This is a genomic window from Streptomyces sp. SID4985 (genome assembly GCF_009863025.1).
GTDB lineage: Bacteria > Actinomycetota > Actinomycetes > Streptomycetales > Streptomycetaceae > Streptomyces.
The window spans coordinates 21,022-37,158 of sequence record NZ_WWIR01000205.1; the positions used below are offsets into that span (position 1 = coordinate 21,022).

Here is a 16,137-nt window from a genome sequence, read left to right on the forward strand (position 1 = left end):
CCTGTAGCCCCGGTGGGGCAGGACACACGGCGGCAACACCGCGGAAATCAACAATCTGTTCAAGCCGCCTACCGTCGCGTGCAGTTCGGATGCCGCTCCCCACCGCCGCTCTGGAGTCCTCATGGCAGAGACCGCAGTTGTCCATCCCGTCGACGAGATACCACCGGTGCGCGGCCTTGCGGCCTTCGGCCTTCAGCACGTGCTCGCGATGTACGCGGGCGCGGTGGCGGTGCCGTTGATCGTGGGCGGCGCGATGAAGCTGTCGGCCGCCGACCTGGCGTATCTGATCACCGCCGATCTGCTGGTGTGCGGGGTGGCGACGCTGATCCAGTGCGTCGGGTTCTGGCGGTTCGGCGTACGGCTGCCGATCATGCAGGGGTGCACGTTCGCGGCGGTCTCGCCGATGGTGCTGATCGGGACGACGGGCGGTGGGCTGCCCGCGATCTACGGAGCGGTGATCGTCGCGGGTCTTGCGATCATGCTCCTCGCGCCGGTGTTCGGCAGGCTGCTGCGCTTCTTCCCGCCACTGGTCACCGGCACGGTGATCCTGGTCATCGGGGTCTCGCTGCTGCCGGTCGCGGGCAACTGGGCGGCGGGCGGTGTGGGCGCGAAGGACTTCGGGGCGCCCCGGAATCTGGCCCTCGCGGCGTTCGTCCTCGCGGTGGTGCTGGGGGTACAGCGGTTCGCGCCGGCGTTCCTCTCCCGGATCGCCGTGCTCACCGGGATCGTGGTGGGCCTCGCGGTGGCCGTGCCCTTCGGCTTCACGGACTTCGGCGGGGTCGGGGACGCGGACTGGGTGGGAATCAGCACTCCGTTCCACTTCGGGGCGCCCGAGTTCCGGGTGTCCGCGATCGCCTCCATGCTGGTGGTGGCGCTGGTGACGATGACGGAGACGACCGGTGATCTGATCGCGGTGGGTGAACTGACGGATCGTCCGGTGGAGCCGCGCTCGCTGGCCGACGGGCTGCGCGCGGACGGGCTGTCGACCGTGCTGGGCGGGGTGTTCAACACCTTCCCGTACACGGCGTACGCGCAGAACGTGGGCCTGGTCGGCATGACCCGGGTGCGCAGCCGCTGGGTGGTCGCCGCGGCCGGGGCGCTCCTCGTGCTGCTCGGGCTGCTGCCCAAGCTGGGTGCGCTGGTGGCGGCGGTTCCGGCGCCGGTGCTCGGCGGGGCCGGGCTGGTGATGTTCGGGACCGTCGCGGCGAGCGGGCTGCGGACGCTGGCCCGGGTCGACTTCAAGGACAACCACAATCTGACGGTCGTCGCGGTCTCCGTGGCGGTCGGGATGCTGCCGGTGGGCGTGCCGGACGTGTACGCGAAGTTCCCGGACTGGTTCCAGACGGTGATGAACAGCGGGATCAGCGCGGGCTGTCTGACCGCGATCGCGCTCAACCTGCTGTTCAACCACCTGCCGTCGAAGAGCGGCGACACCGCCGTACCGGCCGACGCGACGCCCGCGCAGGAGGCCACGCCCTGAAGGCCGGGCGGCTCAGGCCACCGCCTCGTCCTCCTCCTTCGGCAGCAACCGTACGACCGTCTCCTCCAGACGCGGCAGGGCCCGCTGGCCCGCCACCGCGAGGAGGATCGCCAGGGTGACGCCGGTCCAGGCGACGGGGCCGAGGGGAGTGCAGCCGACGAGGCGGCTGACGCCGGGGGTCTGGATGACGGCGACGAGGACGGCGGCCGAGCCCAGGGCGGTGACGCGGACGAGGGTGCTGTCGCGGCGGTCGAGGAGGGTCTGCGCGAGCTGGGTGCCGACCACTCCGCACAACGCCATGGTGCTGGATCGGCGGGCCGTGCCGGGTGTGAAGCGGCCGATCAGCCAGGCGACGGTCGCGCCGAGCGCGGTGGTCAGGGCGCGGTGCCTGATCTGCTGGATCAGAGGTGCGCCGAGGACGCCGCCCGCCGCGTCCTCCGGGGTGGTGGTCCACTCCTCCGCCGCCCCGTCGCCGTCCTTCGGTGTCACGGCGACCGCCATCGCCGGGAACAGGTCGGTGAAGAGGTTCACCATCAGCATCTGGCGGGTGGAGAGCGGTGCGGTGCCCGAGACCAGGGTGCCGATGATGCCGAAGGCGACCTCGCCCGCGTTGCCGCCGATGAGGATGGCGATGGCGTCGGCGACGCTGTGCCACAGCGAGCGTCCCTCGCCGATGGCGTCGATCAGGACGGTCAGGTCGTCGTCGGTGAGCACGATGTCGGCGGCGTTGCGGGCGGCGGCCGAGCCCCGGGCGCTGATGCCGACGCCGATGTCGGCGGCGCGGATCGCGGCGGCGTCGTTGGCGCCGTCCCCGACCATGCCGACCACCCGGCCCGCGTCCCGCAGCGCCTCGACGACCTGGAGTTTCTGCTCGGGCGCGACCCGGGCGACCACTCCGGCGTCGCGGAGCATCCGGGCCCGGGTCCTGCGGTCGGCGGCGGCCAGTTCGTCGCCGGTGACGACCTCGGTGCCCTCGGGCCAGCCCAGGTCGCGGGCGATGGCGCGGGCGGTCTGCGGGTGGTCGCCGGTCAGCATGACGGGGCGTACGCCCTCCTCGTAGAGGCCGTGCACCAGGGCCCGGGAGGTCTCGCGGGGTACGTCGGAGAGCGCGAGGAGGCCGTTGAACCGCAGGTCGTGCAGCGGGTCTTCGAGGACCTTGGTCTCGTCCTCGTCGTCGGCGAGGCGGCGCGCGGCCACCGCGAGGACGCGCAGTCCGTCCCCGGCCAGCTCGTGCGCGGTGGCGAAGGCGCGGTCGGGGGTGCCTTCGCAGGCGGGCAGTACGGTCTCGGGGGCGCCCTTGACCACCAGCAGGCGGGGTCCGTCGCCCTCGCGGCCGACGGCGGCGGCGTAGCCCCGGGCGGCCTCGAAGGACAGGCCGCCGAGCTGGGTCCAGTCGGGGTCCGGTCCCGCCCCGTCGAGGACCGCCTCGTCGGTGGCGTGGACGGGGCGGCCCGAGCCGCCGTTCACGCGGGGGCAGGCGCGGGCGGCGCGCAGCAGGGTACGCGCGGGACCGGGGTCGTCGACGGCGCCGACCGTGCCCTCGGCGTCGGAGACTCGCACCAGGCGCAGCCGGTTCTCGGTGAGGGTGCCGGTCTTGTCGAAGCAGATGGTGTCGACGCGGCCGAGTGCCTCCAGCGTGCGCGGGGTGCGGACGAGCACGCCGAAACGGCTGAGCCGCCGGGCGGCGGCGAGCTGGGCGACGGTGGCGACGAGCGGCAGTCCCTCGGGTACGGCGGCAACGGCGACGGCCACGCCTCCGCTGACCGCCTCGCGCACCGGGGTGCCGCGCAGCAGCGCGAGTCCGGTGACGGCGGCGCCGCCCGCGAGGGTCAACGGCAGTGCCTTGCGGGTGAGTTCCTGGAGGCGGCCCTGCACTCCGGCGGCCGGGGGCGTACGGCCCGCGAGGTGGACGGCGCGGGCGGCCTCGGTGCGCTCCCCGGTGTCGACCACGACGGCGTGCGCGGTGCCCGCCACCACGGTCGTGCCCTCGAAGACCATGCAGCGGCGTTCGGCGACGGCGGCGTGCGGGGTGGGGTCGGGGTGCTTCTGTACGGGCAGCGACTCGCCGGTGAGGGCGGACTCGTCCACCTCCAGACCGTCCTCCCAGAGCAGCCGGGCGTCGGCGGGCACCACGTCGTCGCCCTTCAGCTCGATCACGTCGCCGGGACGCAGCTTCCCCGCGTCGACGGTCACGGTGCCGCCGGCCGGGGCCTCCTCCGGCGGGGGTGCCACGCGGGCCTTGCGCTGCTGTTCGGCCTGGAGCCCGGACAGGGCCCGTTCGGCGCGCAGCCGCTGGACCCCGCCGACGAGCGCGTTCAGGTCGAGCGCGCCGACGACGAGCAGGGCGTCCACGACCGAGCCGAGGATGGCGGAGGCGGCGGAGCCGACGGCGAGGACCGGGGTGAGCGGGTCGTCCAGCTCGCCGCGTACGGCCTGGCCGAGCTGCCAGCTCAAGCGGGCGGGGATGAGCGCGGGATGCCGTACCACGTGCCGGAGGGTGTGGCGGGCCGTGGCGAGCGTGCGTTCCAGGGCGGTGGGCGGGGCGTCGGCGGTGCGGTCCAGGCGCTCCATGGCCTCGGCGGGGCCGAGTTCGTGCCAGCGGACCCGGGCGCGCGGGCGCGGGGTGCGGGCGGAGGCCACGCCGAGGGCGGCCCAGATGCCGGAGAGCAACGCGGTGAGCGCGCCGGTGTCGACCGGGGCGTGCCGCAGTCCGGGCAGTAGCGAGTGGCGTCTGCCGTCGTGGCCGTCGCCGATGGCCACGAGGAGGCCGGAGAGCGCGGCGCCGGAGCGGGCGAGGACCTGTCCGCGGCGGCTCACGTCGCGGGCGGCGGGGATCGCGGTCAGCAGCCGCCACACGTCGGGCAGTCCGTGCGGGGCGAGGATGTCGGCGCCCCAGACCACGGCGCCGCCGTGGTCGGTGAGCACCACGGCGATGTCGCTGCCGCGCAGTCCGGCGAGCACCTCGCGCTCCTCGGCGGTGCGCGGCCGGGCGACCGTGATGACGACGTCCTCCCGGCCGCCGGCCGCTTCGACGTCGTCCTCCCCGCCCGCGTCGGCGCGCAGCGCGTACACCACGTCGTCCAGCGGGCGCCGGGCGTCCACCACCTGGTCGGCGAGCCCGGTGAAGTCCTCCAGGGCGGGGTCGTCCACCAGGACGACGCGGAGTCCGGCGCGGCGGGCCGCGTCGAGGACGGCCTCGGTCCACGGGTCGGCGAGTCCCTCCTCGGTGCGCAGCGCGCTCGGGTGGAGGACGAGGGTGCCGGCGGTCTCCAGCTGTCTCAGCCGCTCCGGGTCGCGGACGAGCACGCCGTCGCGGGCGAGGGAGGTGCCGAACACGGCGTGGAAGGCGGCGGGCGCGTAGCGGGCGGCCTTGGGGGAACCGGCGAGCACGGCCTCGGCGGCGGAGGTCGTGTCGTGCTTGACCAGGAAGGCGGCCACCGCGCCGAGCACGCTGCCGATCGAGGCGTGGGCGGCGTACGCCTGCGCCGGGGACTCGCGCAGGGACGGGCGCGGGGTGTCGTCGGCGGTGACGCTGACCCGGCCGGGGGCGCAGAGCTGGTCGTGGACGGTGTCGAAGGCGGCCGCGCGGGCCACGGTCTCGGCGAGCTGGCAGCCGCGCAGGGTCCCGTCGAGCACGAGGGAGGTGGGGGTCTGCCCGGCGGCGTGGACGGTGGCGTTCGCGGTGGCCAGCAGGAGGTCCATGCGGGTGGCGCCGATGCGGGCGCGCAGCAGGGCGCGGAAGCGGGGGTTCTCGCGCAGGAAGGTCACCAGGGCGGTGAGCGCGCGGGGGGTGGGCGGCGTGCGCATCAGGAAGGTGGTCACCGCGACGGAGATGCCGAGGATGTCGATGCCGAGCGTGGTCGCGGCGGCGCGCACTCCGGCGGGGTCGGCGGGGTGGGTGTTCTCCTCGGGGTCGCCGCCCGCCACGAGCAGGCCCTCGCGCTCCGCGAGGTCGGCCGCGTGGTCAACGACCCGGTCGAGGACGTCGTCCTCGGTGACGCTGACGACCAGCCGGGCCAGGCCCTCGTCCCAGTAGGCGAAGATCACGTCGGGCCGCTCCGCGAGGGCGACGGCGATCCGGCGGGCCAGGTGCGCGGTGCCGCCCTCGTGGCGTACGTGCTCCGGGTGGGCGGCGCGCAGCGGGAGGTGGGCACGGGCGCCGGAACGCCAGTGGGCGGGGCCGCCGGGCAGGGCGGACCGCACGACCCTCGTGACGCGGGCGGCCGTGTCGACGGTGCGCACCCCCGCGCGAGCGGTGCCCACCATCGCGCCCGCCGCCATTCCGACGGCGGGCGCGGCGGCTCCCGCGAGAAGTCCGGGTACGGCGGGCAGCCGTCGGACGGCGGTGACCGGCGAGATCAGCAGCTTGAGCACCATTGCGGCGCCGTCAGAGACTGGTGCGTTCGGGGCGGGCGGTGGGGCCGAGCGGGCCCGTGCTGCCCTTGGTGTGGGCACCGGTGCGGGCCGGGTTCGCCGGAGTCGCCTTCACGGGGCCGGGGGGTTCCTGGTGGTGCGCCTCGGTGCCGGAGCGGAGCGCGGCGCTGCCGAGGTCGTGCGCGGGCTCCTCCGCGGCCTCGTGGGTCTCCTCGGTCCGCGGTTTCTCGTGGCCGTTCGCCTGCTGCGCCGGGCGGGGCTGGGTCAGCCAGGCCACGGCGGCTCCGGCGAGGGCGACCGGCCACTCCACGACACCGGTGACCCCCAGCACCCCCGCCCCCGCGTACACGAGCACCCGGCGGCCGCGCGGGGACACCACGCCGACCTTGTCCAGCGTCTCCTGCGCCGCCTTGCCGACCATGGCGGCACCGGGCACTCTGCCCAGGACGGAGGCGGCGCCGCGCAGGGGCGCGGTGAGGACCGACGAGGACTTCCGCTCAGCCATGACTCTCCTCGGGTGCGTTCGCCTGCCGTGCCCCACGAGCACGCACACGCTGTCCACCCCCTCCTCCCAGGGAACGCCAGCGGGGGCCCGGCCGCCACTCGACCGGGGCGGGCGGGGTACGCGGCGGATCGGCCGGGCGGGCGGAGTACGCGACGGATCGACCGGGCGGGCGGAGTACGCGACGGATCGACCGGGACCGGGCGGGATACGCGGCGAAGTCCCGTCGGTCGGCGGAACTCCCGCACGGGCGAGCCCGCTCAGCCCGCCCCCGGCAACCCCACCGACCCCGCCAGCTCCCGCTGATACCCCGCGTAGGCGGCCCGCAGCCGGTCGCCCGGCCAGTCCGGCGGGAGCAGTTCGGGCGGCAGCACCGGGTCGGTCAGCAGGTGGCGGACCATCGCGGCGTAGGCGGCCAGGCGGGTGGCCGGGGTACCGGCCACCGCCGCCCGGGTCAGCAGGGAGTGCGCGGTCGTCGCCCAGGCGGGCAGCGGCCACAGGCGGGCGACCAGGTGTGCGGCGGGCTCGTCGGGGCGGCCCCGGTACATCAGGGCGACGTGGTGCAGTTCCCCCGGCAGGGGACGTTCCAGATTGGCCGGGCGGAGCCAGACGCCCTCGCGGAGTTCGGCCAGGCGGAGTTCCCCGAGGCGGGAGCGGAGGTCGGCGCGGGCGGCGGGGTCGCGGCCGGTCGCGGTGATGACGACCATCTCCCAGTCGCCGTCCCAGCCCCGGGTCAGCGGACGCACCGCCTCGTCCTGGCGCCGCTGTCGTGCGAGGAGCCGGTCGCTGAGGCCGTACACCGCGTCCGTGCGCCGCAGGTCGCCCGCCGCGACCATCCGGCTCAGCGCGGCGCGCAGGGTGGAGCCGCCCACGCCGAAGGGCTCGACCAGCCGGAGCAGTTCCTTCACGGGGAGCCGGGGCGGGTGCGCGCCGAGGAGCAGGCTCAGGACGACCGACCGCGCGGACAGGGGGCGCGGTGCGGGGGCGGTCCCGTGCGGCGGATCTTTCATGCGCATGGGCACGTACTGTACGGGCGGATCATTGTTGCACTATTGCTGCGACCGTACGAAGAGTGCAACATGGCGGTATGGACCCGATGCCCGCGCAGCCGCCGCTCCCGCCGTCGTCCGCCACCCACGACGTCACCAACCAGCCCCCGCCGCTGGCCCCGTACGACGCCGCCGACGACCACGCTCTCCTGGAGGGCCTGCGCCGCGAGGGCGCGGACTGGGCCGAGGAGGACATCAGGCGGCTCGGTGTGCGGGCGGGCGGCGCGGAGGCGCAGGAGTGGGGCGAGCTGGCCAACCGGCACGAGCCGGAGCTGCGCACCCACGACCGCTACGGCAACCGCGTCGACGAGGTGGACTTCCACCCGAGCTGGCACCGGTTGATGGGCGCCGCCGTCGAGGCGGGCCTCGCCGGTGCCCCGTGGGCGGACGAGCGGGTCGGCGCGCACGTGGCGCGTACGGCGGGTGGTCTGGTCTGGGGGCACACGGAGGCGGGCCACGGCTGCCCCACGTCGATGACGTACGCCGCCGTACCCGCCCTGCGCGCCGAGCCGGACCTCGCCAAGGTCTACGAGCCGCTGCTGACGAGCCGGGTGTACGAGCCCGGACTGCGCGTGCCCGCCGAGAAGGCCGGGCTGCTCGCCGGGATGGGCATGACCGAGAAGCAGGGCGGCTCGGACGTGCGCACCAACACCACCGTGGCCACGCCGACCGGCGAACCCGGGGTGTACACCCTGCGCGGCCACAAGTGGTTCACCTCGGCCCCGATGTGCGACGTGTTCCTGGTGCTGGCCCAGGCGCCGGGCGGACTCTCCTGTTTCCTGGTGCCCCGCGTGCTGCCGGACGGCACCCGCAACACCTTCCGCATCCAGCGCCTGAAGGACAAGCTGGGCAACCGCTCCAACGCGTCCTCGGAGCCGGAGTTCGACCGTACGGTGGCGTGGCTGGTGGGTCCGGAGGGGCGCGGGGTGAAGACCATCATCGAGATGGTCAACTGCACCCGGCTCGACTGTGTGATGTCCTCGGCCACGCTCATGCGCAAGACGCTGGTCGAGGCGGGCCATCATGCCCGCCACCGCAGCGCGTTCGGCGCCCGGCTGCTCGACCAGCCGCTGATGCGCAACGTCCTGGCCGACCTGGCCCTGGAATCGGAGGCGGCGACGACGCTCACCCTGCGCCTTGCCGGGGCGGCGGACCGGGCGGTACGCGGGGACGCCGGGGAGCGGGCCTTCCGCCGGATCGCCACGGCCGTCGGCAAGTACTGGGTGACCAAGCGGGGTCCGGCCTTCACCGCCGAGGCGCTGGAGTGCCTGGGCGGCAACGGGTACGTCGAGGACTCCGGGATGCCCCGGCACTACCGGGAGGCCCCGCTGCTGTCGATCTGGGAGGGCTCGGGAAACGTCAACGCGCTCGACGTGCTGCGGGCGCTGGTCCGCGAGCCGGAGAGCGCGGAGGCGCTGTTCGCCGAACTCGCCCTGGCCCGGGGCGCGGACGCCCGCCTGGACTCGACCGTCACCGATCTGAAGCGGCAACTGGCCGAGGCCGACCAGGTCACCGCGCGGCGTCTGGTCGAACGCATGGCCCTCGCCCTCCAGGCGTCCCTGCTGGTCCGGCACGCCCCGCCCGCCGTCGCGGACGCCTTCTGCGCGACCCGCCTGGCCGGCGACTGGGGGCACGCGTTCGGCACGCTTCCGGCGGGGACGGACCTGGACACGATCCTGGAGCGGGCGCTGCCGGAACGGGGCTGACGACGGACGAGGGCTTCTCAGGAAGACGAAGGCTTCTCGGGAAAGGGCCTCACCCCGTCGTGTGCCCCCACTGCGGCCCGAGTCTGGCCCACTCCGCGTCCCAGTGGGCCAGGCGGCGGCGCTCCAGGGCGGTGCGGACGACACGGCCGCAGAGGAAGGGGACGGCGCCCGCGGCCGTACCCACCAGGGCGCCGAGGAGCGTGGCGCGGAAGGTGGCCTCGGCGGCGGTCGCGGGGCGGGTGACGAGGTGGCCCTGCGGGTCGGTCCAGACGGTGACCGGGGTACCGGCCGGGCTGCCGGGCGCGATCCGGACCTGACCGGTGTGGGCGGAGCCGTCGCCCACGGTCCAGCGGACCTCGCCCCACACCCGCTCGCCGTCGGACTCCGGCTTCCCCGCGGCGGACTTCCCGGGGACGCGCGAGACGACACGGGCGACGGCCTGGTGCCAGGTGGCGCGGTCGCGGGCGAGCCCGCTGTCCACCGACCGGGCCGCCGTGAGCCCGGACAGCACCCCGACGAGCACCGTCAGCGCCCAGGCGCCGAGCACCACCCACGCCTCCACCACGTCGACACGGCGTTTGAGCGGGTTGCGCCGCCAGCGCCAGAGCCACACCTGCGGACCACGGAACGCCATCAAGGGCATCCTCCTCACCGAACGCGCCGACCGGCCGTACCGTCCTCCCATACGGGCGGCTCCGCCCCGTTGCTCAGGACGGACCGCCTTCCCGACGGTCGCACGGGAGACACCCCGCGCGCAGGAACATCCGGCAGACCGCCCGGACGACCCCGGTCACCGGCCGGACCAACCCCCACTGACCTGCGCGGACTTGGCGGCTGGAGATCCAGGTCACCCGGCGGAGTGGCCGAGATGCGACGGCTCACTTCCCGGCGCGACGGCTCACGCCGCCTCGGGACGGCTTACGCCTCCGCACGGCGGCTCACTCCCCCGCGCGGCGGTCGATCAGCTCCAGCAGGCGCAGTACGGCCGCGTCGGCCTCCGGGCGGCGGACGGCGACCACGCTCGTCTCCAGGTACGACGACGCGCCCCGCACCGGGACGAAGACGACCCCGGGGACGGGAAAGCCGTCCAGCCGCCCGGGCAGCAGTCCGACGCACAGGCCGGAGGCCACATAGCTGTACAGCCCGGAGAGGTCGTCGGCGACCGCGCGGCCCCGGGGTGTGAACCCCACGTCGTGACAGGCGAGTTGGACCTGCCGGGCCAGGGTCGGCAGGGCCACCGGATCGGGCAGGACGAAGTCCTCGTCGCACAGGTCGGCGAGGTCGATCTCGTCCGCCCCGGCGAGCGGGTGGCCGTCCGGCAGGGCGGCGGCGATGCGCTCCACCGCGAACCGCGTGCTGACGAGGTCCTCCGAGACGGACGCGGGGTCGCGGAGGAACCCGAGGTCCAGGGCGCCCGAGCGGACCAGCTCGGCCACGGCGGCCGAGGAGTCGTGGTGCAGATGCACGCGCAGGCCCGGCAGTTCCTCGGCCACCGCGCGCAGGAATCCGGGCAGGTAGAGGTGGCTGAGGACGCTCACGTACCCGACGCGCACGACGCCCTCCAGACCCGCCGCCACCCGTCGCACCCGCTCGATCGCGGCGGACTGGGCGTCGAGGAGGCGCCGGGCGTCCACGGCGAACGCCTCGCCCGCCGGGGTCAGCGAGACCCCGCCGGGACCCCGGTCGAACAGCCGCACCCCGAGCCCGCGCTCCAGGCGCTGGATCGACTGGCTGAGCGGGGGCTGGCTCATGAAGAGCCGCTCCGCCGCCCGGCCGAAATGCCGCTCGTCGGCCACCACCAGAAACTGTTCGAGGAGGCGCTTTGTCAGGTTGATATCGTCAGCCATATCGAATGCTAGCCAATCATATATTGGACAGACCTGCGCGGGCGGCGTCCACTGGATACCAGGGGATGCCCCGCGAAACGGCGGCGGCTCCCCGGCACTACCGGTTCCAGCAATCCCACGCGGGAGAGGCCCGGGCGCGCACGGCGGCCCCCTCTCCCTGGAGGCCCCCCATGCGCAAGCAGGATGTCGCCCGGCTCTTCACCACCCCGGTGGACTCCCCGGCGTACGCGCCCACGCGGTACCGCTTCACCGACCGCGAGTACCTCAACATCACCTACCGCACCGACCCCGAGGCGCTGCGCCGCCTGGTCCCCGAGCCGCTGACGGTCCCGGACCCGCTGGTCCGCTTCGAGGTCATGCGGATGCCCGACACCACAGGGCTGGGCGACTACACCGAGGCCGGTCAGCTCATCACCGTCGAACACGAGGGTGAGCGGGGCGAGTTCAACCTCGCAATGTACGTGAACAGCGTCCCCGCGATCTCCAGCGGCCGCGAGTACAGCGCGTACCCGAAGAAGTCCGGCTCACCGGCGCTGTACGTCGACTCCGACACGCTGGTGGGCACGCTGGACTACGGCAGCCTGCGCGTGGCCAACGCCACCATGGGCTACAAGCAGCGCGCGATGGACCTGGACGAGGCCCGCGCCGAGATCTGCGTGCCGACGTTCATGATCAAGACGGTGCCGAACTACGACGGCACCCCGCGCATCTGCGACCTGGTGCGCACCCGGATCACGGACATCACCGTGAAGAGCGCGTACACCGGCCCGGCGCGGCTCCAGCTCTTCGCGCATGTGATGGCGCCGCTCGCGGATCTGCCGGTGCTGGAGGTCGTGAGCGCCAGCCACATCCGCACGGATCTGTCCCTCAACCCGGTCGAGCCGGTCTTCGACTACCTCGCCTGAGCCTGAGCCGAGCCCGAGCCCGAGCGAGTCCGGCGCGAACCCCCGTCCCCTCTTCTTTACTTCCTCCTTCTTCGAGCTTCGAGAAAGCCGCGACATCATGCCCTCTGTTCCCGAACCCACCGCCTCCAGCCTCTCCGGCACCGCCCCGGACTCCCGCAAGCGCGCCGCGATCGTCGGCGGTGGCGTCATCGGCGTCTCCTGGGCCGCCCTCTTCCTCGCGCACGGCATGGAGGTGGTCGTCAGCGACCCCCGGCCCGGCATCGAGGAGACCGTCCGCGCCGGTCTCGCCGAGATCACCCCGACCCTGGACGAACTCGGGCTTCCCACCGAGCACTTGACCGACCGGCTTGCCTTCGAGGCCGACCTCGCGACCGCCGTCGCGGACGCGGACGTCGTCCAGGAGAACGGCCCCGAGCGCCTCGACCTCAAGCAGGAGATCTGGCGTACCGTCGAAGAGGCCGCCCCCGCGCACGCGTTGCTCGCGACGTCGACCTCCAGCATCCCGGCGACCGCCATCGCCGCGGGCCTGTCGCAGCCCGAACGACTCATCGTGGGGCACCCGTTCAACCCGCCGCACCTCGTGCCGCTGGTGGAGGTCGTGCCCGGCGAGAAGACCTCGCCGGAGGTGGTCCGCGAGGCCGTGGACTTCTACACCGCCCTCGGCAAGAAGCCGCAGGTGCTGCACAAGGAGATCCCGGGCTTCGTCGCCAACCGCCTGCAGTCCGCGCTGTTCCGCGAGTGCGTGCATCTGGTCGCGGAGGGCGTGGTGACGGAGGAGGAGCTGGACGAGATCGTGACCTCGTCCATCGGACTGCGCTGGGCCGTCGCGGGCCCCTTCCGCACCTTCCACCTCGGCGGCGGCCCCGAGGGCCTGCCCCACTTCATCGAGCACCTGGGCCGCGCCATGGCCGACCACATGTGGCCCGCCCTGGGCAACCCCACGCTCGACGACACCACGGTCACCCTCCTCGCCGACCAGGCCCGGGACACCTTCGGCGACGGCACCGTGGCGGAGCTGGCCGCCGCGCGCGACCGCGCGCAGATCGCGCTCATGCGCGCCCTGGGCGAGACCCCGGACCGGCGGGACGCCGACCATGCCTGACCTCCCGCACCGGCAGGAGACCGGCCAGGGCTGACCGCCCACACCGGCAGGACACCGCCCCGGCCTGACCACCCGCACCGGCAGGACACCGACCTGGGCGGACCGCCCGCACCGGCAGGACACCGGCCTGGGCGGACCGCCCGCACCGGAACACCGCCGCCGGACCACCGCCTTCACCGCACCCCACGCGAGAAACGCACCCCCATGAACCTCACCGAGAAGATCACGCGGGCGATCGACACCCCCGCCACCGACGACGCGTTCGACGTCCACGCCGAGATGACCGACGTCCTCGCGGGCATCGGGCTGAAGCCGGAGGACACCGGCGGCACGATCACCTTCGAGGGCGCCGACCCCGTCGTCCCCAGCACCCTGCGCCTGGGCGCCGCCTCCGGCATCGCCCTGGTCGCCAAGTCCGCGGCCATCGCGGCCCTGTGGAAGGACCGCACCGGTCGCGGTCAGGACATCCACATGGACCTGCGCGTGGGCCCGCACCGGCTGTGCCCGTTCTACGAGCAGAAGTGGGAGCTGCTCAACGGCTACACCGGGGGCACCCCGTCGATCATCAACATGGCCCTCGCCAACAACTTCTACCGCAGCGCGGACGGCCGTTGGATGATGCCGTTCAACATCTATCCCAACATCAAGGTCGCCGCCGAGCGGCTGCTCGGGGTGGGTGACGTACCCGAGCACGTCGCCGCCGCGATCGCGCAGTGGGACGCCCGGGAGCTGGAGCGGGCGGGCGCGGAGGCCGGTTGCGTGATGCCGATGGTGCGCACGCCCGCCGAGATCTTGACGGAACGTCAGTACGCCGACATCCTCGCCCACTTGCCGCTGGTAGAGATCACCCGCGTCGGCGACAGCGACCCCGAGCCGCTGCCCGCCGACCCCACCGCCCCGCTGGACGGCGTACGCGCGCTCGGCATGGGCCACATCATCGCCGGGGCAGGAGCCGGGCGCGCTCTCGCCCTGCACGGCGCGGACGTGCTGAACCTGTGGCGGCCGTACGAGCTGGAGCACGACGTCACCTACCTGACGACGAGCGTCGGCGTGCGCTCTGCCACGGTGAGCCCGTACACCCCGGAAGGTCTGGCCCGTATCCATGAACTCCAGGCCGGGGCCGATGTGTTCTTCGCCAACCGGCGCCCCGGTTTCCTGGAGTCCATCGGCCTGTCCGAGGAGGAGTCGATCGCCCGGCGCCCCGGACTCGTCTACGCCACGGTGTCGTTGAACGGTCACGAGGGGCCGTGGAAGGACTACCTCGGCTTCGACCAGACCGCGGGCGCGCTCACCGGTCTGCTGCACCTGGAGGGTGACGGCGACCGGCCCGCGCTGCCGCCCATCACCGTCGTCAACGACTATCTCGTCTCGTGGTTCCTGACGGCAGGCATCGCCGAGGCGCTGCGCCGCCGCGCTGTGGACGGCGGCAGCTACCGCGTCCACGTCTCGCTGTCCCGCGTGGCCCTGTGGATCCTCTCCATGGGCATCTTCGACCAGGACTACGCGAAGGAGATCGCGGGCACGGGCGAGCTGCACGCCTACCCGGACCCCGAGCTGTTCACCGCCGAGACGCCGCTCGGCCACTACCAGGGCATCACCGACCAGGTGCGGATGTCGGACACCCCGGGCGCCTACCGGCAGATCCTCGTGCCGCGCGGCTCCCAGCGGCCGGAATGGCTGCCGACCGCCTGATCCGGCGGGCCGCCCGTGCGACGAGGCATCGGGGCGCCGCGGACCGTCACGGTCCCCGGCGCCCCGCACGTCGCTACGGCAGGCGCCAGTCCACCGGCTCCGCGCCCTGCTGCGCCAGAAGTTCGTTGGCCCGGCTGAACGGGCGCGAGCCGAAGAAGCCGCGGTCGGCCGACATGGGCGAGGGGTGCGCCGACTCGATGGCCGGGTAATCGCCGAGCAGGGGGCGCGCGTTGCGGGCGTCGCGGCCCCACAGGATGGAGACCAGCGGCTTGCCGCGCGCGGCGAGGGCGCGGATCGCCTGCTCGGTGACCTCTTCCCAGCCCTGGCCCCGGTGGGCGCCGGGCTTGCGCGGGGCCGTGGTCAGCGCCCTGTTCAGCAACAGGACGCCCTGCTGGGTCCAGGGGGTCAGATCGCCGTTGGACGGCCGGGGCAGGCCCAGGTCCGAGTGCAGCTCCCGGTATATGTTCTCCAGGCTGCCCGGCAGCTGCCGTACCTCCGGCGCCACCGCGAAGCTCAGCCCGATGGCCATGCCCGGCGTGGGATAGGGGTCCTGGCCCACGATCAGGACCCGCACATCATCGAAGGGCTGCTGGAAGGCGCGCAGGACGTTCGCCCCGGACGGCAGATAGGTCCGCCCCGCCGCCACCTCGGCACGCAGGAAGTCACCCATGGCCGCGATACGGCCCTCCACCGGCTCCAGGGCCTTGGCCCAGCCGGTCTCCACAAGTTCACTCAACGGTCGTCGTGCCACGTCAAGTCACTCTAGTGGCCCCCACTGACAATCCGCTCCGGCGAGTGGAAAGCACGGAACAGCCGGGACGCCCGGCATGCGCGCCGCTACTCTTCCTTCCCGTGAGCCGTGCGCCCAAGCGAGCCGACCGAGCCGATGGAGCCGACCGAGCCGAGCGAGCCGACGGAGCCGGGCGAGGACCGGCGTCCGCCGTGCCGTCCGCCTTCCTCGCCGTGGACTCCGGCGGCTCCGGCATCCGGGTGGCGGTGGGCCTCCCCGGCACGGGCCGTACGGCCGAGGCGGCGACCCGGGAGCCCGTGCGGACCACGGAGCGCGGCCTCGACCCCGCGCACCTCATAGCCCAAGTCGCGCCCCTGGCCCGTACGTTGGCCGCCGAAGTCGGGGCGGACCGTATCTCCTGGGCCGTCGTCGGGTCCGCCGGGTTCGCGAGTCTGGGCGAGGCTCTGCGTGCCGAGCTGCCGGGTGCGCTCGCCCGGGAGCTGGGGGTACGGACCGTCGCTCTCGCCGCCGACGCGGTGACCGCCTATGTCGGCGCCCTCGGCCCCCGTCCCGGTGCCGTGCTCGCCGCGGGCACCGGGATGATCGCCGTCGGTACGGACCTGACCGGCTGGCGGCGGGCGGACGGCTGGGGGCATCTGCTGGGCGACTGCGGCGGCGGGGCCTGGATCGGCCGGGCCGGCCTGGAGGCCGCGCTGCGCGCGCACGACGGGCGGGACGGCGGCTCGGCCG

The 16,137-nt window shown here is 74.1% G+C and carries 12 protein-coding genes; 6 read left to right on the forward strand and 6 right to left on the reverse strand.

Annotated features, from left to right (window positions below; genetic code table 11):
• Positions 1-121 precede the first annotated feature (121 nt).
• On the forward strand, positions 122-1,480 hold the full coding sequence (locus tag GTW40_RS07980; protein ID WP_161179449.1) for a nucleobase:cation symporter-2 family protein: 1,359 nt from the start codon (positions 122-124) through the stop codon (positions 1,478-1,480).
• A 12-nt stretch (positions 1,481-1,492) separates the two neighbouring features.
• Here GTW40_RS07980 and GTW40_RS07985 read toward each other — a convergent pair whose 3' ends face one another.
• From GTW40_RS07985 to GTW40_RS07995, 3 genes are all read right to left on the reverse strand, one after another.
• Positions 1,493-5,857 carry a cation-translocating P-type ATPase gene (locus GTW40_RS07985; RefSeq protein ID WP_161179450.1) on the reverse strand — a complete coding sequence of 1,455 codons (4,365 nt, stop codon included), beginning with the start codon at positions 5,855-5,857 and terminating at the stop codon, positions 1,493-1,495.
• A 10-nt stretch (positions 5,858-5,867) separates the two neighbouring features.
• A complete protein-coding gene (locus GTW40_RS07990; protein ID WP_161179451.1) occupies positions 5,868-6,359 on the reverse strand; it encodes a hypothetical protein in 492 nt (163 codons plus the stop codon).
• Positions 6,360-6,616: 257 nt separating this feature from the next.
• A complete protein-coding gene (locus GTW40_RS07995) occupies positions 6,617-7,372 on the reverse strand; it encodes a PaaX family transcriptional regulator C-terminal domain-containing protein (protein WP_161179452.1) in 756 nt (251 codons plus the stop codon).
• Positions 7,373-7,443: 71 nt separating this feature from the next.
• On the opposite strand from GTW40_RS07995, the gene GTW40_RS08000 reads away from it, so the two are divergent.
• Positions 7,444-9,111, forward strand: coding sequence for an acyl-CoA dehydrogenase family protein (locus tag GTW40_RS08000; protein WP_161179453.1), 1,668 nt, complete (start codon positions 7,444-7,446; stop codon positions 9,109-9,111).
• Positions 9,112-9,160: 49 nt separating this feature from the next.
• On the opposite strand, the gene GTW40_RS08005 is transcribed toward GTW40_RS08000, so the two are convergent.
• Together GTW40_RS08005 and GTW40_RS08010 are read right to left on the reverse strand one after the other, a co-directional pair.
• Positions 9,161-9,745: a hypothetical protein gene (locus tag GTW40_RS08005; protein ID WP_161179454.1), complete on the reverse strand. Its 585-nt coding sequence runs from the start codon at positions 9,743-9,745 to the stop codon at positions 9,161-9,163.
• 304 nt (positions 9,746-10,049) lie between these two features.
• The gene (locus GTW40_RS08010) at positions 10,050-10,958 is read right to left on the reverse strand and encodes a LysR substrate-binding domain-containing protein (protein ID WP_161179455.1); all 909 of its coding nucleotides are present in this window, start codon (positions 10,956-10,958) and stop codon (positions 10,050-10,052) included.
• Between the two features lie 170 nt (positions 10,959-11,128).
• Here GTW40_RS08010 and GTW40_RS08015 point away from each other — a divergent pair, with 170 nt between their 5' ends.
• The 3 genes from GTW40_RS08015 (at position 11,129) to GTW40_RS08025 (ending at position 14,657) form a co-directional block, all read left to right on the forward strand.
• Positions 11,129-11,863 carry an acetoacetate decarboxylase gene (locus tag GTW40_RS08015; RefSeq protein ID WP_161179456.1) on the forward strand — a complete coding sequence of 245 codons (735 nt, stop codon included), beginning with the start codon at positions 11,129-11,131 and terminating at the stop codon, positions 11,861-11,863.
• A 97-nt stretch (positions 11,864-11,960) separates the two neighbouring features.
• Complete coding sequence (locus tag GTW40_RS08020; protein ID WP_161179457.1) at positions 11,961-12,965, forward strand: 3-hydroxyacyl-CoA dehydrogenase NAD-binding domain-containing protein; 1,005 nt, start codon at positions 11,961-11,963, stop codon at positions 12,963-12,965.
• 204 nt (positions 12,966-13,169) lie between these two features.
• Positions 13,170-14,657, forward strand: a complete 1,488-nt coding sequence (locus GTW40_RS08025) for a CoA transferase (protein WP_161179458.1) — start codon at positions 13,170-13,172, stop codon at positions 14,655-14,657.
• 73 nt (positions 14,658-14,730) lie between these two features.
• On the opposite strand, the gene GTW40_RS08030 is transcribed toward GTW40_RS08025, so the two are convergent.
• Positions 14,731-15,408, reverse strand: coding sequence for a uracil-DNA glycosylase (locus GTW40_RS08030; protein ID WP_161179459.1), 678 nt, complete (start codon positions 15,406-15,408; stop codon positions 14,731-14,733).
• A gap of 191 nt (positions 15,409-15,599) precedes the next feature.
• Here GTW40_RS08030 and GTW40_RS08035 point away from each other — a divergent pair.
• A partial coding sequence (locus GTW40_RS08035) for a BadF/BadG/BcrA/BcrD ATPase family protein (RefSeq protein ID WP_343245634.1) occupies positions 15,600-16,137 on the forward strand: 538 nt, incomplete at its 3' end.